Genomic DNA, 24491 nt, shown 5'->3' on the forward strand with positions numbered 1-24491 from the left:
GGGTTGGTGGCGTCGGTATCAAGTTCGTACTGATAGGCTTCGTTGACGACTTCCTCGCCAAGCTCGATCAGTTCGCGTCGCAGATACAGGTCATAGACCAGCTTGCCATAGTCGCTGGCATTGATCACCGAAACCAGATTGTTTGACAGTTCGGCCAGATATTGCGCACCACCAATTTCGGCAAGATGTTCATCCTGCTTGAAATAGGCTTTGAGCGTGACCGGGTTGGCCAGTTGGCCGCGTTCGATCAGCTTGCCGCAAGCCTCGAAGATGCGGCCGTGACGCCCATCGGCGAAATGTTCCGGGCGCAGAATATCAGACACGCGCTCGTAGGCGGCGTTGTTATTAAGGATCGCGCCAAGAAGGGCAGCCTCCGCTTCAAAATTGTGCGGCGCCATGCGATCGAGCACCATTTCGGTGTCGGCGCCATGGTCCGGTTCAAGCGGGGCAAAAAGGGCATCTAAATTGGGATCTGTCATGGGCCGAAAAGGTAGCAGGCATCAGCAAGACCGCAAAGAGCTAATCGGTATAACTCATAGCCGGTATTCCGCCAGCGCAGAGGTCGCAAATGCCGCAGGCTCCTGAAATGCTTTGAAAAAATCGACGGGCTTTGGCGTTAGGGCAAAAGAAAACGGCACATCCCTGCGGATGTGCCGTTTTCAAATCGTTCGAAGAACCTGCGATTAAGCGTTGGTTTCTTCTTCGTCAGCTTCGATTGCTTCTGCAAGGTCAGCCGGAACTTCTTCTTCGAAGAGTTCTTCAGCGGCTTCGAGGGCTTCCTCTTCTTCCGCTTCCATTTCTTCGATGGTGCCAAGAACAGCAGCACCCTTACGGAGCTGTTCAGCAGCATCTTCTTCGGAACGTGCAACGTTGGCAGTTACCTCAATGATAACTTCCGGGTGCAGGTTGATACGGACCTGATGCAGACCAAGGGTCTTGATCGGCTGATCAAGAACGACCTGGGTACGGGCAACAGTGAAGCCTGCTTCGGTTACTGCGTTTGCGATATCGCGGGCAGTGACCGAACCATAAAGCTGGCCAACGTCGGATGCCTGACGAACGACGGTGACTGCGAGTTCACCCATCTTCTCGGAAACAGCTTCTGCTTCCTTACGGCGTTCCAGGTTGTCAGCTTCAAGCTGTGCTTTCTGTGCTTCGAACACAGAGATGTTTGCTTTGGTTGCACGAAGGGCCATGCCCTGCGGCAGCAAGCGGTTGCGGGCGTGGCCCGGCTTGACAGTGACTACGTCACCCATCTGACCGAGTTTTTCTACCCGCTGGAGCAGAATAACTTCCATCACCGATCCTCCTCATTGCTACGGGTCATCGGTTCTTTCCCCCGCAGCCTGATTAAATGCTCAACAATTCCAAGTCCGGTGATCGCGATAAACGACCAGGTGGACAGAACCGCGACGATGTAAAACACCGTCAGAATTACACGTTTTTGCGGCCATCGGGCTGCCTGCCCATGCACCAGCGCCAATCCCTGAAACAGGAACGGCACTGCCAGTACCACCGCGACGTTGCGCGCCACATAAGCCAGCGAACCATCGGCAAAGCCGACCGTAAACCCGGCCAGGGCAAACACAAACAGTGACCAGCCAGGCAAGGCAAAGGTTGCCATACTTGGTGTCGGACGCAGGTTTTTGCCTGCACGCACCAAAATTGCCTGTGCGATTGCGGCATTGGCGAACAGCATCAAAAGCCAGCTCACCGCTGCAATCGCCGGGAAGTAAGTCTGGAACATACCAATCAGACCCTGAACATCGGATGTCATAGGGACACCCATTTCCGAGTACATCTGGCTCAGGAACTTCGCGATGAAGTCCTGAATGTCCACACCTTCCGCCGTCAGTGTTCCGGTAACGAAGATCATTACCGTCGCGACCATGACGGCCATGGCACTTACGACAATTCCGGAAGGCAGAAAGGCAAGATTGCCATTTTGATCTTTCCGGACGACCAGCGCCATGCGGGTCAACAACATCGCCGGTCCGGCAAACACGACCATAAAGACCGTGAAAGGCAGTAATCCCCCCATAAGAATGAGGGCAATACATGCGGCAAATGCCGCAACCAGCAGGCGTTTGGGCCCTTGCCACAATCCCGTAAGGAAAAGCGGCAGATGCCCGAAGTATGAAAGCAAAAGAGCAAACGGATTTCCTGATAGAACCAGCAGGAACAGAACGGCACTGCCAAGTCCGGTCCCAATCGCTATGAGGGTGTCACGTTGCATCATTTACTCCCGGCCCGAGACCTCAAAAGGGTCTCTTGCCGACTGCCTCAGACCTGGTCTGCGTAGGGCAGCAGCGCCAGGAAGCGTGCACGCTTGATGGCTTTCGCCAGTTCGCGCTGCTTCTTGGCCGAAACCGCAGTGATACGGCTCGGAACGATTTTGCCGCGTTCGGAAACGAAACGCTGCAGCAGTTTGACATCTTTGTAGTCAATCTTCGGCGCATCATCACCCGAGAACGGGCAGGTTTTACGACGACGGAAAAACAGACGACGTCCAGCCATGATATTATCTCCTCGCTATCTGTTAGCCGTTCTGACGGGGACCGCCACGGCGATTACCGCCACGACCGCCGCGCTCGTCGCGGTTGCGCAGAATGGCAGACTGTTCTTCTTCGAACTCGTCAACCTTGACAGTCATCTGACGCAGAACGTCTTCGTTCAGGCGCATCTGACGCTCGTATTCCGCGATCGCGTCTTTGTCAGCTTCGATCTGGAAGAGAGTATAGTGGCCTTTGCGGTTCTTTTTGACACGGTATGCCAGGGAACGCAGACCCCAATATTCGGTTTTGGCGATTTTGCCGCCGAGACCTTCGATGGTCTGGGTCAGCTTTTCGTTCAGACTTTCGACCTGTGCGGTCGAGAAGTCCTGACGTGCGATAAACACGCTTTCGTATTTGCTCATAATACTCCTATTACTCCTTTTGGCTTATCTCTTCCTGCATGACCTCGTGCCATGCAGGCATAGCCGGACAATCCCGGCAAGGAGCCGTGAGACGGCGGAATATACACTTTTCGCCCATGAGTGCAACGCCAAATGCAGTTTTTTGCCGATTACGGGATAGCGCGATGGCTTTGACAGTATCGGCAGAAACCTGCGTGTTTCTGACATCGATCTGTCATGGGCTGAGCATTGCAGTTTCGGGATAACCGACATGCACGCGATTGTGAAGGCGGTGTTTGTCCCTGCATTCAATGTATCTTCGGACTTAAAGCGACAGCAGGCCTTGGTTTTCCATACGGCTTCGGCGGTGGAGCTTGTGGATGCGGGGCGCCGGGGATTGTGCGCTGCGCAACAGCCAGTCCTTCGTAAATGACGCAAAATATGCCATAAACGCGCAAATCGGGTGTCAAACCCGAAAGTCACACTATTGTTATAGTGTTATCGCGACGTGCAGTTTTAGGGCGTAAAAAAATCAAACCAACCGCGCCCATCAGGTTTCAGTTCTTGACAGTGCGCTTGCGCACGCTATCAAGGGTGGCTCAATTTCAAGGGGCCGGATTTCGGCACAGTCTTCGTAGAAGCGGACAAGGGTTTATTTAATATAATGACACGCGCACTCGTTTTCCCCGGACAGGGGTCGCAAGCGGTAGGTATGGGCAAGGAACTGGCAGACGCATTCCCGGTTGCCCGCGAAGTTTTCCAGGAAGTTGATGATGCGCTTTCGCAAAAGCTGAGCGCGTTGATGTTCGAAGGTCCGGAAAACGAGCTGACCCTGACCGAAAACGCGCAGCCGGCCTTGATGGCGGTCAGCCTTGCGGTGACCCGTGTTCTGGAAAAAGAAGGCGGCTTTACCCTGACCGACAAGTGCGATCTTGTTGCCGGTCATTCCCTTGGCGAATATTCCGCCCTTGCAGCAGCAGGCACCTTTGCCATTTCCGATGCCGCGCGCCTTTTGAAAATCCGTGGTCAGGCGATGCAGGCCGCCGTCCCGGTCGGTGTTGGCGCGATGGCAGCCCTTCTTGGTCTTGATTATGTCGACGCGGTTGCGGTTGCCGAAGAAGCAGCACAAGGTGAAGTTTGCACCGCCGCCAATGACAATGCCAGCGGGCAGGTCGTTGTTTCCGGTCACAAGGCCGCTGTTGAGCGCGCGATTGAGATCGCCAAGGAAAAGGGCGCAAAGCGCGCTGTGTTGCTGCCGGTATCGGCACCGTTCCATTGTGCCCTGATGCAGCCGGCAGCCGATCGCATGGCAGAGGCGCTTGGTGCTGTGACCATGAACGCACCGGGCAAGCCGGTCGTTGCCAACGTGACCGCAGAAAAAACTGACGATCCGGAAACCATTCGTAAACTCCTTGTAGAGCAGGTTTGCGGCACCGTGCGCTGGCGTGAGTCGGTTCTTTATATGAAAGAACAGGGCATCACCGATCTGGTAGAGATCGGCGCAGGCAAAGTTTTGACCGGCATGGTACGTCGTATTGACCGCGATCTGAGCGGTACGGCTGTGAATGGTCCGGCAGATATCGAAGCATTCCTCGGCGCTCTGTAAGAGTGTCCGGAACACGAACGAACCCAAAGGGAACGAAAATTTATGTTTGATCTTGCAGGGAAAACAGCACTCGTAACCGGTGCGACCGGCGGTATCGGTGGCGAAATCGCCAAGGTTCTGGCGGGCGCCGGTGCGAAGGTTGCTCTGTCGGGGACCCGTCAGGAACGCCTCGAAGCGATTGCTGCCGAAATCGGTGGCAACGCGGTTGTTGTTCCGGCCAACCTGTCGGATAAAGAATCGGTCGATGGCCTGATCAAAAATGCCGAGGAAGCCCTTGGCGGTCAGCTTGATATTCTGGTCAACAACGCCGGGATTACCCGTGATCAGCTTGCCATGCGTCTTAAGGACGAAGACTGGCAGGCGGTTCTTGATGTGAACCTGACCTCTGCCTTCAAGCTTGCGCGCAATTCGCTGCGCGGCATGATGAAGCGTCGCCACGGCCGTATTATCAACATTACCTCGATCGTTGGTGTGACCGGTAACCCGGGCCAGACCAACTATGCCGCTGCCAAGGCCGGGATGATCGGTTGGTCAAAATCGCTGGCGCAAGAGGTTGCGGCGCGCGGAATTACGGTTAACTGTGTGGCACCGGGCTTTATTACCACGGCCATGACCGAAGAACTCGGAGATGCCCAGAAAGAAAAGCTTTTGGGCGGTATTCCGGCAGGTCGCATGGGCGACAGCAAAGAGATCGCAGCAGCGGTTCTGTATCTTGCAAGTGACGAAGCAGCTTATGTCACAGGACAGACCTTGCATGTGAATGGCGGAATGGCGATGATTTAACCCGTTGCGGGTTGCCTTCTTTTCTGTTTAAAAGAGGCCGCTATACCAAATATTGAAACTGGCGATTGTTCGTTGCCGGTTTCCGGTTCCCGGGAACTCCTTCAATAGGGGGACACAACGGGTACCACGTGTAAACTAACTGACAGAAAACCTATTGAAGGATTTGAGCTATGAGTGATGTCGCAGATCGCGTGAAGAAGATCGTTGTCGAGCACCTCGGTGTTGAAGAAGACAAGGTCACTGAAAACGCAAGCTTCATCGACGATCTGGGCGCAGACAGCCTGGACACCGTTGAGCTGGTTATGGCGTTTGAAGAAGAATTCGGTTGTGAAATTCCGGATGACGCGGCTGAAAAAATTCTGACCGTTAAAGACGCGATCGACTTCATCGAAAAGGCGGACAGCTAAGTTTGCTGTTAGACATGGGCGCCTAGAGGGCATCCTCAGGCGCCCTTTTCGTCTTTGCTGGATTCATAGAATAAAGGCGTAATGCGGGATGAGACGCGTAGTTGTTACCGGTATTGGTGCTGTTACTCCGCTTGCTAGCGGGGCACAGAATACTTGGCAGAAACTGCTGAACAGCCAATCCGGGATCAAAAGCATCGATACGTTTGACGTGTCGGATATCCCTGCCAAAATCGCAGGCCTCGTGCCGCGCGGTGAGGGTGACGGACTTTTCAACGCTGAAGATCATGTCTCGATCAAAGACATGAAGAAAATGGACGATTTCATCGTCTATGGGATTGCTGCTGCTGATCAGGCGATTGCGGATTCTGGCTGGAAGCCGGAAACCGACGAAGATCAGGAAGCAACCGGCGTTTTGATCGGTTCGGGGATCGGTGGGTTGCCCAAGATTTCCGAGGCAACTGATCTGGTCAATAACGGCAAGACCCGTCGTGTCAGTCCGTTCTTCATTCCGTCTTGTCTGATTAACCTGGTTTCAGGTCAGGTTTCGATCAAACACGGTCTTAAAGGTCCGAACCATGCGGTGGTTACCGCCTGTTCGACCGGTGCACACGCCGTTGGCGACGCATCGCGCATGATTATGCTTGGCGATGCCGATGTCATGGTTGCGGGTGGTGCCGAAGCTGCTGTTTGCCGTCTTGGCATGGCGGGCTTTGCTGCTGCACGTGCGCTTTCGACCAGTTACAATGACACACCGACCGAAGCATCCCGTCCGTGGGATGAAGGCCGTGACGGTTTCGTCATGGGCGAAGGTGCGGGCTGTGTTGTTCTTGAAGAATACGAACACGCCAAGGCGCGTGGTGCCAAGATTTACGCCGAAGTTGCTGGCTACGGCATGTCGGGTGATGCTTATCACATCACCGCACCGGCCGAAGACGGCAATGGCGGCTTCCGTTCGATGCGCAATGCCATCCGCAATGCGGGTCTGAACCCGGAAGATGTTGATTACGTCAACGCACACGGTACCTCGACTCCGCTGGGTGATGAAATCGAACTGGGTGCGGTCAAACGCCTGTTTGGTGATCATGCCCAGAAAATGTCGATGTCTTCGACCAAATCGGCAACCGGTCACCTTCTGGGTGCGGCCGGTGCGATTGAAGCAGTGTTCTCGATCCTTGCGATCCACGAAGGCGTTGTTCCGCCGACGTTGAACCTGCGCAATCCGTCCGAGGCATGCAAAGGCATCGATCTGGTTCCGCTTGAAGCCAAACAGCGTAAAGTCAATGTCGCTCTGTCGAACTCGTTCGGCTTTGGCGGCACCAACGCATCGCTTGTTTTCAAGGCCGTTTAAACAGCAGAGCAACCCCCGGGAGCATTCCCTTGAAGCGTTTTCTGCTTTTTATTGGCTTTCTGATCATCACCGCTGCTCTCGCCACAGGTGGGGCAGCGGTGTATGTTTATGTGCAATACACATCGCCCAGCAATTTGGCGCAGGAGCGTGACATCATCATCCCGCAGGGGACCGGTGTCCGCGGTATTGCCGAGATTTTCCAACGTGAAAACATCATCACCGAACCGCTGATCTTCCTTGCCGGGGTTCGCGTCAGTCAGCTTGACCGGTCACTGCGTGCGGGGGAATACCACTTCCCGGCCCGGGTCAGCCCGAAACAGGCTGCTGAAATTCTGGCCTTTGGGGATACGGTCAAACGGTTTGTCACCATCCCGGAAGGTCTTCGTTCGGGCGAAATCGTCGATCGGATCAATCTGGTTGACGGATTAAGTGGCGAGATCGCTGATATTCCGGCCGATGGCACCTTGTTGCCCGAAACCTATCAGTTCTCGTTTGGGGATACGAAGCAAAGCATCATTGATCGTATGCGCGCAGCCCACGATGAAATGGTCAAACAGCTTTGGCCGGGCCGTCAGGACGGATTGCCGTTCGACACCATTGAAGAGGCGGTTATTCTGGCATCCATCGTGGAACGCGAAACCGGTGTTGCTGGTGAACGGGCGCGGGTTGCAGGCGTGTTCATCAATCGCCTGCGACGCGATATGCGTCTGCAGTCTGATCCGACAGTTGCCTATGCGCTCAGCCCGGACAAGCGTCTTGAACGTCCTTTGACACGCAAGGACTGGCGTTTTGAGAGCCCCTATAACACCTATGTCACCAGCGGCCTGCCGCCCGGACCGATTACCAATCCGGGGCGCGATGCGTTTTATGCCGTGCTGCATCCGGCTGCGACCGAAGATCTGTACTTCGTCGCAGACGGGACGGGTGGGCATGCCTTTGCCAGAACCCTTGATGAGCATAATCGCAACGTTGCCAAGTGGCGGCGCATCCGCGACGGGCAGTGATCACGACGAAGAGTTTGGACCAAATGATAAAGGCGGCATCAATCGGATGCCGCCTTTATGCTTGCTAGTGTTTGCCGTGGCTATCGGGCGATGATGTTTTCTTCGGGATCTGGGATGCCGCAAGATCCATCAACCATTGCGGTGTCATCTTAAGCATTCCGATGATCAGGTTCATTTGCCACGGGAAGGCGATCATGCCCTTGTTGCGTTCAAGGCCCCGCACGATCTTCTTTGCGGCCTTGTCGGCCTGCATGAAGAAGGGCATCGGGAAATCATTGGCATCAGTGATGCGGCTTTTAACAAAGCCCGGGCAGATAACATTGACCTTCACCCCATCGGGCGCCAATGCACCACGCAATCCCTCGCCGTAAACCCGGACAGCCGCCTTGCTGGCGCAATAGGCCGGGGCAGAGGGCAATCCACGCCAGGATGCCTGGGAGGCGACCAATGCGACCTGACCGCGTCTGCGCGCACGCATGACCTTGATCGCCGGATCAATCGTGTTCAGGACACCGGCAACGTTGGTGGCAAAGATATCGCGAACCTGTTCGGGGCTTTCGCCAAGGCCACCCGTACCTGCCGAAATGCCGGCATTGGCAATAACGAGGCTGAGCTGCGCAATTTCATCGCAATGGGTGACATAGGCGTCCATGGTTTCGCGAGACGTCACATCGAGAACATCGGCATAAACATTGGCCCCGGCGGCGCGGCAATCATTTTCCACCAGTTGCAAGCGTGTTTGATTGCGACCGCTGATAAAAAGGGTCACGCCGGTGCGCGCGAAATGGCGGGCCAGGGCAGCGCCAATACCCGAACTGGCACCGGTGATCAGAATGGCATCGTACTGAAAGGACATTGTTGCTCGTACTGGGTTTTGAAATAAGGAAATTGATTTTTGCGGAACATGCTGCAGCAATAGGGCAGCATTATGAAATACGGCTTATGTTTACCATATTGTCGTTATCGCGTGATGATCGGTGTTCACCCTTGGCGGGACACGGGCCAATGGTTATAAACGCCCAAACACAAAAGCGAACTGGATGAAAAGATGACCGTTTCAAGCATGACCGGATTTGCGCGCGTTGATGGCGCGGCCGATGGTTTCGGCTGGACCTGGGAACTGCGCAGCGTCAATGGCAAGGGGCTTGATGTGCGCCTGCGTCTGAATGGCGGGTTTGAGCGTCTTGAGGCCAAGGTGCGCGATGCGGTTTCCAAGCGGTTCAAGCGCGGCAATATGGGCGTGACCCTGAATGTTACGCGTTCCGGCGATAGCAATGCTTATTCGGTGAACCGTGAATTGCTTGCTGAACTGGTCCAGATTGCCGAGGAGTTTGATAATACCAGCAGCCTGTCGGCAGGCACCATTGCAGATTTGATGAATGTGCGCGGCGTGCTTGAGGCCTATGAGCCACAGGAAGACGAAGCAACCCGGGACGCCAATGATGCCGCCGTGCTGGCAAGCCTGAATGAGGCGATTGATCAGATGGCCGCCCACCGGGCAGAAGAAGGCGAAAAACTTGACGCGATGCTGCGTGGCCATGTCGATAAAATCGAGGCAACTGTTACACGTGCTGAAAATTGCGAATCAGCGCGCGCAGACGCCATCAAGGATCGTCTGAAACGCCAGGTCGAAGAATTGATGGATGCGGGCAAGTTCGATCCCGAACGTCTGCATCAGGAAGCGGCGATCTTGGCAACCAAGGCCGATATCCGCGAAGAGATTGATCGTCTGAAAGCCCATATCAGCGCAGCACGCGATATGTTGACCAAGGGGGGCGCAATCGGGCGCAAGCTTGACTTCCTGTGTCAGGAGTTCAATCGCGAGGCCAACACGCTTTGCTCAAAGGCCAATGATATTGAACTGACCAATTGCGGTATGGAGCTTAAAGTGATCATTGATCAGCTCCGCGAGCAGGTTCAGAACGTCGAATAAGCGGCAGGGAAGGAAACATCATGATCGATCCGCATAACCGCCGTGGCGTGATGCTGGTGTTCTGTGCGCCGTCCGGTGCCGGTAAAACGACCATCACCCGTCAGTTGCTTGAAAACGATGACAAGATCTCCTTGTCTGTGTCGGCAACAACGCGTTCGGCCCGCCCCGGTGAACAAGAAGGTACCCACTACTTTTTCAAATCGGTTGATGAATTCAAACATATGATTGCTGATGACGAACTGCTTGAATGGGCAGAAGTGTTTGGCAACTACTATGGCACGCCCATTGGGCCGGTTGAAAAAGCACTGTCGGAAGGCCGCGATGTGCTGTTTGACATCGATTGGCAGGGGGCCCGCCAACTGCGCGACAAGGGCGGCGATGATGTTGTATCGGTCTTTATCCTGCCGCCGTCATCGGGTGAGTTGGAGCGCCGCCTGCGTGATCGCGGACAGGACGCCGATGACGTGATTATGAAACGCATGGCCAAGGCCGGTGCCGAGATCAGCCATTGGGAAGAATTTGACTATGTGCTGATCAATGATGATCTCGATCGCTGCATCGCCGATGTTCAACACATTATCGGTGCCGAACGGATCAAGCGCGAACGCCAGACAGGCTTGCCGGGCTTTGTCAAAAAGCTTCTGACAGACTGATACCAAGATAGGAAAATGGCTGCTTTACGAAGCGGCCATTTCATCATGAACCTGTGTCAGGCGGACAAAATCCGCAACACTAAGCTCCTCGGCCCGGACGGTTTCGGTAATCCCGGACTTAGCAAGCAATTCACCCACATTGATGTTCAGGGTCTTAAGGCTTGCGCGCAGCATCTTGCGACGTTGACCAAACGCGGCCTGGGTAATTTTGGCAAGGCTATCAAGACTGATGTCTGTGCCGCGATCCGCCTTTGGACGAAGTTGCACGACGGCCGAGGTTACCTTCGGCGGTGGGGTAAAAGCACTGCGATGGACATCAAACAGGATATCGCAGTCACACAGATACTGACACAGGACCGACAGACGCCCATAAGCCTTGGTCTTCGGGCGGGCGACGACACGTTCGGCCACTTCCTTTTGAAACATCAGGGTCAGGCTAGCGAACTGATCAATCTGCATCAGCCAGCCCAGCAATAGTTGCGTGCCGACATTATAGGGCAGGTTGGCGACGATCTTGCGCGGGGCCGGGCCCAATGTTGTGACATTGACCTCAAGCGCATCGCCATCAATGACGTGCAGCGCACCGGGATAATGATTGCTGATCTGTTCCAAAACCGGTTGGCAGCGCGGATCACGCTCGATCACGGTCAGGTTCTTTGCACCGTTAAACAGCAATGCACGCGTCAGGCCGCCGGGCCCCGGACCGATTTCAATCACGGTGGCATCATCAAGCGGTGCGGCCGCACGGGCAATGCGCCCGGTCAGGTTCAAATCAAACAGGAAGTTCTGGCCGAATTTCTTTTGCGCGGAAAGATCATGAGTTGCGATCACTTCGCGCAGCGGCGGAAGGCCATCATTGGCAAGCTTGCCAGTCTTGTCGTTGTCTTCTGACACGTCGGTCAGGCTCCTGTCGCAAGGCGTTTTGTTGCCATTTCTGCTGCCATCTTCAGGGCTGCAATCAGGCTATCAGGGCGCGCGATGCCTTTGCCGGCAATGTCAAGCGCGGTGCCATGATCGGGCGATGTTCTGATAAATGGCAATCCGAGTGTGACATTCACACCACCATGGAAATCAAGCGTCTTGACCGGTATCAGGGCTTGATCGTGATAGGGGCAGAGCGCCACATCGTAATTGGCGCGTGCCTCTTCATGGAACATGGTATCGGCCGGAAGAGGGCCGATAACATCCACGCCTTCGTCACGCAGTTGTTTGATGGCCGGGGTCATGATGGTTTTTTCTTCGGTACCCATCGTGCCATCTTCGCCCGCATGCGGGTTCAGCCCGGCAATGGCAAGGCGCGGCTTGGCGATCCCGAAGGCATTTTGCAGGGACTTATGCGTGATCCGGCAACGCTCGACAATCAGCTCAGTTGTCAGCTGTGTCGGGACATCCTTGAGCGGGATATGGATGGTTAGCGGTACTACGCGCAGTTTGCTGTTGGCCAGCATCATTACCGGGATTATGCCCGGTCCTGCGAGCTCTGCCAAAAACTCCGTATGGCCGGGATGGCGGAAGCCCGCTTCATACAATGCGCTTTTCTGGATCGGGTTGGTGACGACGGCACTTGCTTTACCCGTGCTCGCCAGTTCGACGGCCTTTGTGATACTTTCAATCACGACGCTTGCGGTTTTTGGTGATGCTACACCTGAAACAACTTCGGTCCCGCTATCTGTGATTTCCAGAACCGGCAGGGCATCGGTAAAGATGGACGTGGCTTCGTCGATTGTCTGGATCACGCGCACCGGAACATCAGTGCCGCTTCGGATGATTGCTTGAGTGATCATGCTGAGAGGCGAGATCAGGCAAAATGGTGCAAGATTATCCTGCATGCGACGCAGCCATGCCTTGATGGCAAGCTCGGGGCCAATGCCGCCGGGCTCGCCGATCGTCAATGCGATGGGGGCGCGTTCTGTCATCTTGCTATCGGGGTCCTGTCGACCGGATCAGATCCGGATATCAATAAATGCCTGACGGCGCAGTTCACGAAGTTTGCGGCGTGCCAGAATATCAAGACGTTCCAACCGCAGACGGTTTTCAATGTCCTGACGGCTAGGCAGGTTGCTTTCTTCTGTAATGTTACAAATCATCACCATCAGCGCACCGCCATCAACCTGAATAATGTTGGACGGTGTTCCTTCATCAAGGTTGGTGACGGCTTGGCGGATCGGCCCAGAAAGTTCGCCGGGCGAAATGCCTTCCATCTTGCCGCTCAGATCAGATCCAAGATCGACAGCGACATTCGCCATAGCGTCACAGCTATTTGCGGTTTCTCGCGTGTTTTGCAGGACTGCGATTTTGGCATCAATCTGGTCTTGCGGCATATCACCGCTAATCGGGACAAACAGCTGATAAAGGTCCAGTCTGGTATCGGTAACAGCATCGGTGTCACCAACGCGACGGTCCAGCAGTTTGACGATGTAATAACCGCGGACGGTCTGGACCGGCGCACTTACGTCACCGGGTTGCAGCTGGTTGATCGCCTGCTGCAAGTCAGCCGACATTTCACCGGCATAAAGCCAACCAAGATCGCCACCATTGGCAGCACTTGCACTGGCTGAAAACTGTCGTGCTAGGCCCGCAAAATCCGCGCCCTTGTTCAGAGCATCACGGATCTCTTGTGCGGTTTGGTAAACACGTGTGCTGTCCTGCGGATTGTCGACAGGCAGGAAGATTTCCTGAACCCGGTTACGCGGCTTGTTCTGGTTGCTGATGATGCGCTCAAGCGTGTCGTCAATTTCGGCTTCGGAAATCTGAACTTCACCCCGCATGCTGCCGAGAACTTTTTGCCAGGCGACCTGCGGGCGGATCTGATTTTCAATCGTTCCGGATGCGATTTGCCGTTGCGACAGATACCTGTCGAGCATGCCGTCGGGAAGGCCGGCATTCTGCTCGATCATTGATTTGCCTCGCGCTATGTCTTCATCGGTGACTTCGATGCCACGACGCTCGGCTTCCTGCAGTTGCAGCTTTTCATTGATCAGTTGCTGCAAAATCTGCGGCGCCATCTCGTTGCTGCGCTGAGGTGTCATCTCGATGTTGGAGGAGACGGCAACAAGCTTGATGCGTTCAACCAGATCGATGATCGAAATCGGTTCGTCATTGACAACCGCAGCGACGCCAACTGGCGACTGGGCGCGGACAGGGATCGCATACGTTAGAAGCACAATAGCAGTGAGTAGGGCGACGAGTTTTGCGTTATTGAGCATCGAAAGTTTAAAAAACATCTTTGGTTACAACCCGGCTGCAGATTCGAATTCGCCCAGTGTCTTAAATACAAGACGGAAAATAAAGTCGTCGGACTCTCCTAGGTCCTGATCACGATAGAAGGTTCGGCGGATGCGTCCATCAAATATGAAACACTCGTCCTCATAGACGAATCCGACACCGTATTCTAGCGGGTCTGATTGATCGATGTCGTATCGCCCATATGCACGCCCAGACCAATACTCGCTGAATTGCCGTTGCGCCTGAAAATAGAACTCTTCACGTTCATCAAATTCTTCACTGCCAGCGTCGTCGGTGAAATGAACATAAGTAGTATTGATACGCAAGGTGTCCATTGAACCGGCACTTGCCGTTACCTGATTTCTGCGAGCCGAAAAATCCTCGTTTGAAAGACGATAACGGTAAGTGAGATCAAGGTACCGGTTAGGCGCCACAGTTACGCGCCCGACATAGTCTGAAAGATGTTCATCTAGTCCGGAGCCTGCTGCGAAAGTATCATTTTCATTTGCGCGGTAGCTTTGGCCAAACATCGCGCTGGTATAGCCGCCCTGAGGTCCGTAGATACCCCACTCAAGGCCATAACTTGCCCTGAAACCGTCCTCTGCGCGATCCAGACCGCCAAACCTGTCATGGGAGAACAAGTTGATGTCATCCAGTTCAAATGATTGCGAATCCTCGTTCGGGATCTCATCCGGATTACCGCCGTTCGGAGACCAAGCTGCCATGGCGATTGGGGTTATGACTTGTTGGTACTGCCCTTGGTTGCTTACGAACGGCATCTGCCAGTCAATTGCAGCCAGTGGCAGCAGGCGTCCCGTATATCCACTGTAGTTTTCTCTATTAGTGCGAGATACGTCTGATACGAGGTAGTTGTCACTTCGGACGGAGAGACTAAGCTTGGTGACATCCCCCATTGTGCCGACGTGAGGGAGCTCCCAACCGGCTTTGGCAGACACACGATGCGAATTGGTACCCTCATCGCGGGTCAAGGAGAGGCCATCCAAGTCCAAGGTTGTTATGCTACCGTATTTTGCTGGCGCGGATTGTCCGTGAAACTGCAGATGCGGCAAAACAATGGGGGTCGTGTCCCGGTCATCATCACTCTTCAGCCCTTGGAAGTAGTATGCATCAGCGCGCGTGTAGCTGGCGCCGCGAAACCCCTCGGAAAATAGATTCGAAGTCAGGACGGAAGGTGAGCCAAACCCATACCGTGAAAGATATGTTTTTTCTGATGCTTGTTCGGCGTCAAAGCCCCAACGCCACGTCGGATCGATATCAAACCGTCCTTTGGCATCAATATGGCCTTGCCAGTCATCCTCACTGTCTCTTGTGACGCTGTTGACGACGTCGAATTCTCCAATGTCCAGACGCTGTCTGTACTCGGTTGCGAGGACAGGACCTTCATCGGTTGTGTAGGTCGGCGTGAAAGTCATGTCCTTGCTTTCGTCGATCGACCAGTAATAGGGTTGGCTGAAGTAGCTTCCAACGTGGCTGGTGCTGCCGAATGACGGTGCAAGCAAACCTGACTGCCGTTTTACGGTGGGGTCTGGATGCTGAAAATATGGGGTGTAGAGAACAGGAATACCTGCGACTTCAAGACGAGCGTCTTCGTATTCCACGGTTTTACTATCTGAATCATGCAGCACGCGCGCCGCGCGAATGCGCCAAAGCGGTATTGAACCACTTCCATTGTCTTCGCAAACGTTGCAGGGGGAATAAACTGCTTTGGCAATTTCGGTAAAGTTCCCGCCGCTGCGGCGGGCACCTGCACCGGCGATCCGGGTGTTCTCATCCAACAGGACATAAATGTCCTGAACGATCCCTTCCTTGAAATCGCCGCTCAGTTCGACGTAGCTAGCGAAGGTGACTTCGCCCGTCGGTTCAGTGATACTGACATTTCCCGAAGCCGTGAGAACATCCTGTGTTCGGTCATAACTCACCGTATCCGCAAGCAATATACGTCCCTCCCGGGAAATTTCGACATTCCCACGCGTGGTGACAGTTTGGAGTTCCTGATTGTAATCGACCTCGTCGGCACTGAACAAAATGGCTGGTTCCGGCGTAGGAACTTCTGAGCCAGTTGTTTGTGCAGTGGCAGAATGCAAGCTCGCAAGACCACCAGCAAGGAAAATCCCACAGCCCAGAATGGTGCTGGTCACAAGTTTTTTTATCATTCCCCCCGCCATGACCATAGGCTAGCCATCCTCAAGATGTAGCAATGTTGTAACCCCGAGCAACAGAGAAATTCCAGCTGGCGCCCACGCCGACAAAATCGGAGGAATTCCGCCGGAAACGCCCAAAGCTGAAATCACATCCGTGCAAAAATACAGAATGAAGCCGGTTGCTACCCCCCCTCCGATAACAAGGGATGCGCGCCGACGTCGAGAAAATTTAAGGCAAAATGCAGCCGCGATCAAAACCATGGCACATAAAAGTAAAGGTCTCGACAACAGGCTGTGAAAATGGATGCGGTGACGGGTGGCATTAAAACCAGCGCGTTCAAGCAGTGTGATGAAGGGCTTCAGATCCCAGAATGACATCGTTTCCGGTGAAGCGAAACTGTCCTGTATCTTCCGCGCAGTCAGGTTCGTTGGCAGCATCATTTCTTCTGCAAACGTGCTGGCCTGACCAGGGACGAAGCTCCATGAATCATAGAAACGCCAAGTTCCCGGTTCGAGAACAGCCCGACCGGCATCGACCCGCATCGTGAAATCATCCGCATCTTCAAAACGGAAGATTGTCACGTTTCGAAGATCAAGTTGGTCGCCCTGCTGGTTGCTGACCGATCGTGCAAAAATAACTGCCTGACCATCTTGGGTGCCTTGACGTAACCAGAGACCGCTTGAAGACAGGTTCATGACACTTGCGTTGTTCTGCAAATAACGTGCTTCGAGCGTTTCGTATTTCTGTAGCAGAATCGAAGATAGAGGATTGAGTGCACCTACCTGAATGCTGCCGAGAATTAGAGCGCACAGAATTGGTGGGAGCATGAATTGCCATGCTGAAACACCCGCCGCGCGCGTCACTACAAGCTCCTGATTGCCGGTCAGTTTCCAGAATGAAAACATCGAACCGAACAGGACGGCAAAAGGAAGGACCTTCTCTGTCATGAACGGGATTCGACTGGTTGCCATTTGCAGTACAATGCCGACTGTGGCGTCGGGCTTGTTGCCCGCCCGCCGGAGCAGTTCAATGGTGTCACCGATCAGGATTAAACCGATCAGGAGGGCAAGAATAGCCAGAACTGAAATCAGGACATGCTTGCCGAAATACCATGTCAGAAGCGGTGAAATCCTCATGCTTCTGCCTCTTGGCTTATTGCGCGCCGCGCCTTGATCACTGGGCCGCGGAATGTCCAATACAGCCCCAATGCAATTGGGATTGCTGCATTCATGTACATCAATGGAACGAGAGCAGGATTCTTGGCAGCCAAATTTTTCACCGCAATGCCTGTTGCCTGACAAACGACCATCACACCAATCGCAACCAACAGTCTTCCCGTTTGGCCGCGTCGCGAGAAACTGCTTGAAACAAGAACGGCCAACGCGATGCTGGCAAAGGAAATGGCATTCAGGGGAGAGATCAGGCGATCATGTCCCTCTGCTCGGAAAGAACCCAAGTCGTGTTGTGCAATATCCGGTGGTGTTCCCGTTAAAAGATTATACACACTGCGCTCGCGGGCTTCCTGATAACGCAGTCCTTCTTCCGCAGAACCTTGCGCAATATCAACCGCATAGCGATCGAAATAAAGAATCGACATGGTGCCATCCTCGGCATTGACTTCTTGGCGGTTGCCATCGAGCAGTACAATACGTGGACCCTCGTCAGTCCTCAGCAAGGCGCCATGTTTGGCCATCATGGTCGTTTGGGCATCGGGCTCACGTGCGTCATGCACCAGAATGCCCAGCAATTCGTTATCGCGACCGACCTCGCGAACGTAAATGGTCAGGCCGTCAATGTCGGTGAAGCTGCCTTCCTGCAACAGCACCGATGAGAAATCATTGCGGATCGAGAATTGCAGTTCCTTGAACTGTGTGTAGCTGTAGGGAAGGTAAAACAGTGTCAGGAAATAGCAGACTGCCGTCGACAGAAGTGCGACAATCAGTGCCGGCTTGGCGAGTGCCCACTGGCTCAATCCCGCCGAGCGCATGACGATGAGTTCGCGGTCCTGTATCAGTTTGTTGTAGGTAAAGACAATAACGAAAAACAGGGCGATCGGAATAATGATCGTCAGAAAGCTTGGCAGCAGCAGGGATGTCAGCTGCAAAAAGACCGAGATCGACAAGCCCCGATTCACAATCATTTCAACAAAGCGCAAGCTTTGTGAAAGCCAGATCACACACAGAAGCCCCAGTGTGACAAAGACCATCATGATCAATTGCTGTTTGAGCATATATCGGGTTAAGCGATTCATTGGGCGGATTATAGAGAAGCAATCAAAAACCGAAACAGGAAATTGTCGTCAAACCCGTTCAAATCTTGCGGGATTTCCGAATGTTGGTCGGTCGACGTGGTTAAGATCGGATGGGTTGAATAGGTGCACTAAAAAAGTCGCACCACCGTTCTGCATTTGCGGAGATGGTGCGACGTTGTGATGGTTAAAAAGCGCGGCAAAATTATGACTGCGGTTAAAGCAATTCCGTTTCCGTACAATTCCTGATCTGTGCCGCCATGAAAGCAGCCTCTGGCAGGAGTTGAGTGAAAAAGAACATACAGCTTTTTTTCTTTGCCTTGCGCAGGTCTTCTGGTGTTTCGGTGTCGTTCAGAGCGCCAAGAGAGCGCAGCATCAGCCATCCGGAAATGCACAGGGCAGCCTGACGCAAATATGGTGTGGCAAGCACTTGTGCCATATCAGCATCCGCAGCACAGCGTTCCAACACGCACTCCGTTGAATTTTCGAGATCGACGATTGCGTGATCCAGTTCACGGCGTGCCTTGGCGAGGTCGCTTGTTTCATCGATATCTTTCAGGCTGCGGATCGCCTCCTTGATATCTGCAAGCATTGCCGTCAGCGCAGTCGCCTTATCCCTAAGCACCTTGCGTCCGATGAAATCAAGCGCCTGAATGCCGTTGGTGCCCTCATAGATCGGGGCAATACGGGCGTCGCGAAGGTGCTGGGCTGCCCCGGTTTCCTCGATAAAGCCCATGCCGCCGTGGATCTGCACACCAAGCGATGCATTGTCGACGCCAATATCCGTTGCCCAACCTTTGACCAGCGGAATCAAAAGGTCGGCACGCGCCTGTGCTGCCGCACGATCCTGTTTGTCAGAAAGATGGTGAGCAAGATCAAGCTGCGCGGCGGCATAAAGCGAAAGTGCGCGCGCGGCATCGGTCGAGGACCTTATGCGCATCAACATGCGCTGTACATCGCCGTGGACTGCGATCGGCGCCTCTTCGCCGGTTTTGGCATCCCGTCCCTGTTTGCGCGTGTTGGCATAATCAAGCGCCTGCTGATAGGAGCGTTCGGAAATGGCGACACCCTGTTGGCCAACGGCAAGCCTTGCGTTGTTCATCATGGTGAACATATAGGCCAGTCCCTTGCCTTCTTCGCCAACCAAAAAGCCGGTCGCACCGCCTTTGTCGCCAAACTGCAGAACCGCCGTCGGGCTGCCATGAATGCCAAGCTTGTGTTCAAGCGACACACAGGTGACGTCGTTGCGTGCGCCGATTTTACCACTGTCCGAGACCAGATATTTGGGAACGATAAACAGTGAAATGCCTTTGACACCGGCCGGGGCATCGGGCGTTCGGGCCAGAACAAGATGCACGATGTTCTCGGTCATCTCGTGATCGCCATAGGTAATGAAGATCTTTTGGCCGGAAATTTTGTAGCTGCCATCCTCTTGCAAAACGGCTGTACTGCGCACTTTCGAGAGGTCCGATCCGGCTTGTGGTTCGGTCAGGTTCATGGTGCCAGTCCATTCACCTGATATCATGCGCGAAAGATACAGTTCACGCTGTTGGTCCGATCCATGGGCAATAAGGGCCTCAATCGCGCCGGATGTCAGCATCGGGCAAAGCGCAAACGCCATGTTTGCCGCCTGCCACATTTCGGCAACTGCAGCGCCAAGCAATATTGGCAAGCCCATGCCGCCCTCGCTTTCCGGCGCGGATATGCCTTGCCAACCGCCTTCACAGAATTGCGCATAGGCCTCGTTCCAGCCCGTCGGTGTGCGAACAGTACCGTCCTCACGAAGTTTTGCGCCTTCCTTGTCGCCGGCGCGATTGAGCGGGGCGAGGACGGAGGCTGCAAATTTCCCAGCTTCTTCAAGGATTGCGTCAACCAGATCCGCACTGGTTTCACCATAGGGCGGCAGGTTGGAAACCGTATCCAGCCCAATCACGTCATGGATCAGAAAACGGATATCTGAAATGGGGGGCGTAAAGTCGCTCATGAAAAAAGACGTCTCCCTGAAATGTGAGCCGCCCGCTCGGAACAGTCGGCTTTTTGCCAACCTTGTTTTATTGCCTCGTAGCATAACGACCCGATCCCGCAAGATCGAGTCTGATTCGTGCAGTCGGGCAAAAGGACACATTCAACATTGGTTTAAGTCACGCTTTGTGGCTTTCACACTGGCGAAATGACAAAAGACTACCGATATGTTCCCAAGACCCGAGTTTGATGCCTTAAACAGGTAAAAGTTGCGTGATCTGGCATCTATTATTTGCCAAGGGGTCGCCAATCGAAAAAAGGCAGGCTAGACTTGTCGTTGTTCAAGGCCAATTGATGTTCAATATGCATTTGGTCGAAAAAATCGAAGGACAGGAGCAAGCTGTTGCTGCGTAAAGGAATATTGCCAATTTTGTTTGCGGTGGTGATTTCGTTCGCCGGGACAAGACTGGTGGCCTGTGCCGGACCGGCATGGCCAAGCGATGAAGAACGCAGATTTCTGGACGCTTACCGCACCAGCGTGACCGCTGGCGCGAGCGAAGAACAGTTTGCCCATGCCGACAAGCTTTATGTCGAAGCGCTCCAGGTCCTGTCGGAAACCTATGTCGAGCAAATTGATCGCGTGGCGTTTGTTGATAACAGCATTGCGATGTTGGGCGACCTTGAAACCGATGACACATCGCCGATCGGTGTGGTTGGTGCGGTGCTTAATGATAGCCTGCATGACCTTGATCCGCACAGTGCGTATATGACCGACGATATGTTCCGCCGCCTGCAGGAAAGTACAGAAGGCAGCTTTGCCGGTGTCGGGATCGTCATTGCCCTTGATGATGAAAAGCGCATCCGGATCGTCTCGCCGATTGATGACACGCCCGCCGCACGCGCCGGTTTGCGTCCGGATGACCGGATTACCCACATTGATGGCTACCAGATGGTCGGCGAACCGATTTCAGAGGCCGTGCGTCGGATGCGTGGCCGGGTCGGGGATCCGGTGACCCTGACCATCCAGCGTGTCGAAGACAGTTTTGATGTCACGGTAAAGCGTGCCCGGATTGAGGTGCCCTCGGTCACGGCAAGTATCATTGATCAGGATATCGGTTATATCCGGGTGTCGCGGTTTGATGCGACCACACTCGACCAGACTCAGGAATATTTGCGGGAACTCGAAGACCGGATCGCATCGCCACGCGGCATTATTGTCGATTTGCGCCGTAATCCGGGTGGGCTTCTCGATAGTGCGGCAGATATCGCCGATCAGTTCCTGACAGAAGGTCTGATCGTTGCCACCGAAGGACGCGGTGAGCGCAAACTGAGGAGCTACGAAGCCGACCGGTCCGATTTCTTTGAGAAAGTGCCGATGGCAATCCTGCTTGATCGTGGTTCGGCATCCGGTGCAGAGCTGATGGCAGCGGCCCTCCGTGAAAACGGTCGCGGCATCATCATCGGAGAGCGGTCCTTTGGCAAAGGGTCGATGCAGCGCATCATGCCGCTGACTTCGGGCGGCGGGCTTAAAATCACCACCGGTTACTACACCACACCTGAGAACCACATTGTGCAGGGCCATGGTGTGATCCCGGATATCGAAATTACGCTTGCTGATGCCGAGGAATTCGAACGCGAGATTGATCTTGAGCACGCACTGCCTTCGCGCCGTCGCGATCCGCGTCAGTCATTGGCAACCCTTGAGGCCACCAGCTGCGAGCAGGATATCGAGATCGAACGCCTTGGCAAATCGAGCCGCGAGAATCTAGAGGAAAATCTGGCAGACGGTGAGGGTGAGAAACCCCTTCGCGATTCCGTTCTTGAATGCGCGGTGGGCTATTTCGATAAAGGCCCGCTGGCAAACTACCGCAATCAGATGGAGCCGCTGCTGCGCGCAGGTCTCTGATCGGTATCGCCTGATATCGTATCAAAAAAGCGCGACCTTAACGGGTCGCGCTTTTTGTTTTGTCGGTCTGATGCCAGGCGGCAGTTTAACCGCGTGCCAGCAAATCAATCAGGCTTGAGGTGTCCCAACGGTTGCCGCCGCGTTCCTGCACCTGGGCATAGAACTGGTCAACCAGGGCCGTGACCGGTAAACGGGCGCCATTGCGTTTGGATTCTTCAAGGCAAATGCCCAAATCCTTGCGCATCCAGTCAACGGCAAAGCCGAAATCAAACTTGTTCTCGACCATGGTGCTGCCGCGGTTTTCCATCTGCCAACTGCCAGCCGCACCCTTGGAAATCACATCAAGGACTTTTTCCATATCAAGGCCGGCCTTAACGCCGAAATTGACCCCTTCGGAAAGGCCCTGAACCAGACCGGCGATGCAGATCTGATTGACCATTTTGGTCAACTGGCCAGAACCGCTTTCACCCATCAGCTTGCAGGACTTGGCAAAGGCATCAATGACCGGGGCAGCGCGATCAAACGCATCCTGATCGCCGCCACACATGACCGTCAGAACGCCATTCTCGGCACCAGCCTGACCACCGGAAACCGGGGCATCGATGAAAGAAATTCCCATATCCTTGGCCGCAGCATAAAGTTCGCGCGCGACATCGGCCGATGCGGTGGTGTTGTCGATCAGGACAGAACCCTTGTCCATACCGGCGAACATGCCGCCATCGCCCAGCATGACGCTACGCAGATCGTCGTCATTGCCAACACAGGAAAAGACGAATTCCGCACCCTTTGCTGCCTCGGCCGGGGTGGGGGCGGACGATCCGCCAAATTCGGACACCCATTTTTCTGCTTTGGCTGAAGTACGGTTGTAAACGGTAACGTCGTGACCTGCTTTTTGCAGGTGACCGGCCATCGGATATCCCATGACACCCAGACCGATAAATGCACATTTTGCCATTGTTTGCCTCCCGAAGGTTTATATGCCTCCAGTAAAGGTTGCAGCGCGGGCAATGTCAATGAACGCAAATGTTACCACGACAATGTTTTCACCATCCGGAAGACCAGAGATTGAGCGATCTGGTCAATCCTCATCAAGTTCCTCGGCGACGCTGTGAATGATCCGGCGGTCATATACAAGGATTTCCGGCCGTTTTCCGGGGTATTCAAACTTCGACAGATAGAACCGGATGGCGTTGATGCGCGCACGTTTCTTGTCATCTGACTTCACGATCACCCACGGGCTGTCGGTGGTGGAGGTATGAAAGAACATGTCGCGTTTGGCCTCGGTATAGGAATCCCAAAGGTTCTGGGAGGCCAGATCAACTGGGCTCAGTTTCCATTGTTTGAGCGGATCGCTTTGGCGTTGTTTAAAGCGCCGTGCCTGTTCTTTTTTGCTGACCGAGAAATAGAACTTGGTCATGTGGATGCCGGATCGGATCAGCATGCGTTCAAGTTCGGGTACGGATTGCAAAAACTCGCTGACGTCAAACATGCTGCAAAAGCCCATCACACGTTCGACCATCGCACGGTTATACCAGGACCGGTCAAACAGTGCGATCTCACCGCCACTGGGCAGATGTTCGATATAGCGTTGGAAATACCATTGCGTCAATTCGCGGTCGTTGGGTTTGCCAAGGGCGACAATCCGGGCACCACGCGGATTAAGATGTTCGGTAAAACGTTTGATCGTGCCGCCCTTGCCAGCGGCATCGCGCCCTTCAAAAATGATCAGCGATTTGAGGTTTTCCGCCTTGATCCAGTTTTGCAGTTTCAAAAGCTCGATATGAAGCGGGGCAATCAGTTCCAGATATTGCTTACCCTGCATCTTCTTTGCCCGCGCCTTCGGGTTCAGGTCGATATCGGGTGGAAGCTGATCTTCCGCAATGTTGCGCAGGTTCTGGCTGGTTGTTTTATTCGGGCCCGAAGGATGGTCGTCAATCCGTTCCATGGTCAGGTTTTCGGAGTCCAGCAAGAAGTGGTCCTTTGCCTCAGTATCAAGTTTCGAAAGGGCATCTGTGCGGTTGGCCGCAGATCGGCTTTTACCCGTGCGCCGTGTTGCGTCACCGAGCACGTCATTACTGTCCTGCTTGGCTGTTTTCACGGTTTTCTTTGACGTTTTCTTTTCCGAGGTCATGCGCCCGATTCCGCCGGTTGTGGTCAGATGTAACCATAACTTTGCGGGATTATTGAACTCATCGCAATGCAATGGATCAAATTACGACCTGTTGCGCGATCTATGAACATGACGCACGAAAAAGCCCGGTCAATGTGAGGGCATTGACCAGGCCAAGGGTGGGGTGTGCGGTGGCACGAAGGGTGTGGATCTGTCTTGCGCTGTGTTCCGTGGGGGCGGGGTAATG

Annotated in this window: 23 protein-coding genes; 8 read left to right on the forward strand and 15 right to left on the reverse strand. The window is 54.2% G+C overall.

Annotated elements, in window-relative coordinates:
• The 5 genes from B2T33_RS12880 to rpsF form a co-directional block, all read right to left on the reverse strand.
• Positions 1-479, reverse strand: a 479-nt coding sequence (locus B2T33_RS12880; RefSeq protein WP_286792247.1) for a DnaB-like helicase N-terminal domain-containing protein, incomplete at its 3' end; no start/stop codon positions are given.
• Between the two features lie 204 nt (positions 480-683).
• Positions 684-1298 carry a 50S ribosomal protein L9 gene (rplI, locus tag B2T33_RS12885; RefSeq protein WP_197147179.1) on the reverse strand — a complete coding sequence of 205 codons (615 nt, stop codon included), beginning with the start codon at positions 1296-1298 and terminating at the stop codon, positions 684-686.
• Complete coding sequence (locus tag B2T33_RS12890) at positions 1298-2236, reverse strand: DUF2232 domain-containing protein (RefSeq protein ID WP_063088484.1); 939 nt, start codon at positions 2234-2236, stop codon at positions 1298-1300. Before B2T33_RS12890 ends, rplI begins: the two co-directional genes overlap by 1 nt.
• A 47-nt stretch (positions 2237-2283) precedes the next feature.
• On the reverse strand, positions 2284-2517 hold the full coding sequence (gene rpsR / locus B2T33_RS12895) for a 30S ribosomal protein S18 (RefSeq protein WP_008890543.1): 234 nt from the start codon (positions 2515-2517) through the stop codon (positions 2284-2286).
• A 22-nt stretch (positions 2518-2539) separates the two neighbouring features.
• On the reverse strand, positions 2540-2917 hold the full coding sequence (rpsF, locus tag B2T33_RS12900; RefSeq protein ID WP_008890544.1) for a 30S ribosomal protein S6: 378 nt from the start codon (positions 2915-2917) through the stop codon (positions 2540-2542).
• Between the two features lie 643 nt (positions 2918-3560).
• Between rpsF and fabD the strand changes: the two genes are divergently transcribed.
• The 5 genes from fabD (at position 3561) to mltG (ending at position 8044) form a co-directional block, all read left to right on the forward strand.
• Entirely contained in the window at positions 3561-4502 is a 942-nt protein-coding gene (fabD, locus tag B2T33_RS12905; RefSeq protein WP_008890545.1) for an ACP S-malonyltransferase, read from the forward strand.
• A 42-nt stretch (positions 4503-4544) separates the two neighbouring features.
• On the forward strand, positions 4545-5285 hold the full coding sequence (gene fabG, locus B2T33_RS12910; RefSeq protein ID WP_286792248.1) for a 3-oxoacyl-[acyl-carrier-protein] reductase: 741 nt from the start codon (positions 4545-4547) through the stop codon (positions 5283-5285).
• A gap of 170 nt (positions 5286-5455) precedes the next feature.
• Complete coding sequence (locus B2T33_RS12915; protein WP_008890547.1) at positions 5456-5692, forward strand: acyl carrier protein; 237 nt, start codon at positions 5456-5458, stop codon at positions 5690-5692.
• A gap of 88 nt (positions 5693-5780) precedes the next feature.
• Positions 5781-7040: a beta-ketoacyl-ACP synthase II gene (gene fabF / locus B2T33_RS12920; RefSeq protein ID WP_064781619.1), complete on the forward strand. Its 1260-nt coding sequence runs from the start codon at positions 5781-5783 to the stop codon at positions 7038-7040.
• Between the two features lie 29 nt (positions 7041-7069).
• Positions 7070-8044: an endolytic transglycosylase MltG gene (gene mltG, locus B2T33_RS12925; protein WP_197147182.1), complete on the forward strand. Its 975-nt coding sequence runs from the start codon at positions 7070-7072 to the stop codon at positions 8042-8044.
• Positions 8045-8108: 64 nt separating this feature from the next.
• Here mltG and B2T33_RS12930 read toward each other — a convergent pair whose 3' ends face one another.
• Positions 8109-8900 carry an SDR family NAD(P)-dependent oxidoreductase gene (locus tag B2T33_RS12930; protein WP_286792249.1) on the reverse strand — a complete coding sequence of 264 codons (792 nt, stop codon included), beginning with the start codon at positions 8898-8900 and terminating at the stop codon, positions 8109-8111.
• 192 nt (positions 8901-9092) lie between these two features.
• Between B2T33_RS12930 and B2T33_RS12935 the strand changes: the two genes are divergently transcribed.
• Together B2T33_RS12935 and gmk are read left to right on the forward strand one after the other, a co-directional pair.
• The gene (locus tag B2T33_RS12935; protein WP_286792250.1) at positions 9093-9977 is read left to right on the forward strand and encodes a YicC/YloC family endoribonuclease; all 885 of its coding nucleotides are present in this window, start codon (positions 9093-9095) and stop codon (positions 9975-9977) included.
• A gap of 20 nt (positions 9978-9997) precedes the next feature.
• Positions 9998-10630, forward strand: coding sequence for a guanylate kinase (gene gmk / locus B2T33_RS12940; protein WP_286792251.1), 633 nt, complete (start codon positions 9998-10000; stop codon positions 10628-10630).
• 24 nt (positions 10631-10654) lie between these two features.
• Here the strand turns inward: gmk and rsmA are convergent, their stop codons facing one another.
• The 7 genes from rsmA to B2T33_RS12975 form a co-directional block, all read right to left on the reverse strand.
• Complete coding sequence (gene rsmA, locus B2T33_RS12945; protein WP_286792252.1) at positions 10655-11524, reverse strand: 16S rRNA (adenine(1518)-N(6)/adenine(1519)-N(6))-dimethyltransferase RsmA; 870 nt, start codon at positions 11522-11524, stop codon at positions 10655-10657.
• Between the two features lie 5 nt (positions 11525-11529).
• Positions 11530-12546, reverse strand: coding sequence for a 4-hydroxythreonine-4-phosphate dehydrogenase PdxA (pdxA, locus tag B2T33_RS12950; RefSeq protein WP_286792253.1), 1017 nt, complete (start codon positions 12544-12546; stop codon positions 11530-11532).
• 27 nt (positions 12547-12573) lie between these two features.
• The gene (locus B2T33_RS12955; RefSeq protein WP_286792254.1) at positions 12574-13854 is read right to left on the reverse strand and encodes a peptidylprolyl isomerase; all 1281 of its coding nucleotides are present in this window, start codon (positions 13852-13854) and stop codon (positions 12574-12576) included.
• A gap of 6 nt (positions 13855-13860) precedes the next feature.
• Positions 13861-16029, reverse strand: a complete 2169-nt coding sequence (locus tag B2T33_RS12960) for an LPS-assembly protein LptD (protein ID WP_252724092.1) — start codon at positions 16027-16029, stop codon at positions 13861-13863.
• A 21-nt stretch (positions 16030-16050) separates the two neighbouring features.
• Positions 16051-17154 carry an LPS export ABC transporter permease LptG gene (gene lptG / locus B2T33_RS12965; protein ID WP_064781610.1) on the reverse strand — a complete coding sequence of 368 codons (1104 nt, stop codon included), beginning with the start codon at positions 17152-17154 and terminating at the stop codon, positions 16051-16053.
• On the reverse strand, positions 17151-18269 hold the full coding sequence (gene lptF, locus B2T33_RS12970) for an LPS export ABC transporter permease LptF (protein WP_287450890.1): 1119 nt from the start codon (positions 18267-18269) through the stop codon (positions 17151-17153). The genes lptG and lptF overlap by 4 nt, the downstream gene beginning before the upstream one ends.
• A 214-nt stretch (positions 18270-18483) precedes the next feature.
• Entirely contained in the window at positions 18484-20250 is a 1767-nt protein-coding gene (locus B2T33_RS12975; RefSeq protein ID WP_197147190.1) for an acyl-CoA dehydrogenase, read from the reverse strand.
• Positions 20251-20631: 381 nt separating this feature from the next.
• On the opposite strand from B2T33_RS12975, the gene B2T33_RS12980 reads away from it, so the two are divergent.
• On the forward strand, positions 20632-22134 hold the full coding sequence (locus B2T33_RS12980) for a S41 family peptidase (protein WP_286792255.1): 1503 nt from the start codon (positions 20632-20634) through the stop codon (positions 22132-22134).
• An 85-nt stretch (positions 22135-22219) separates the two neighbouring features.
• Here the strand turns inward: B2T33_RS12980 and B2T33_RS12985 are convergent, their stop codons facing one another.
• Positions 22220-23089, reverse strand: a complete 870-nt coding sequence (locus B2T33_RS12985; RefSeq protein ID WP_008890561.1) for an NAD(P)-dependent oxidoreductase — start codon at positions 23087-23089, stop codon at positions 22220-22222.
• Between the two features lie 123 nt (positions 23090-23212).
• Positions 23213-24265 (reverse strand): polyphosphate kinase 2, encoded by a 1053-nt coding sequence (gene ppk2 / locus B2T33_RS12990; protein WP_286792256.1) that lies wholly within the window; start codon positions 24263-24265, stop codon positions 23213-23215.
• Positions 24266-24491 lie beyond the last annotated feature (226 nt).

This window comes from Thalassospira sp. UBA4513 (assembly GCF_002388495.1).
Taxonomy (GTDB): Bacteria; Pseudomonadota; Alphaproteobacteria; order Rhodospirillales; family Thalassospiraceae; genus Thalassospira; species Thalassospira tepidiphila.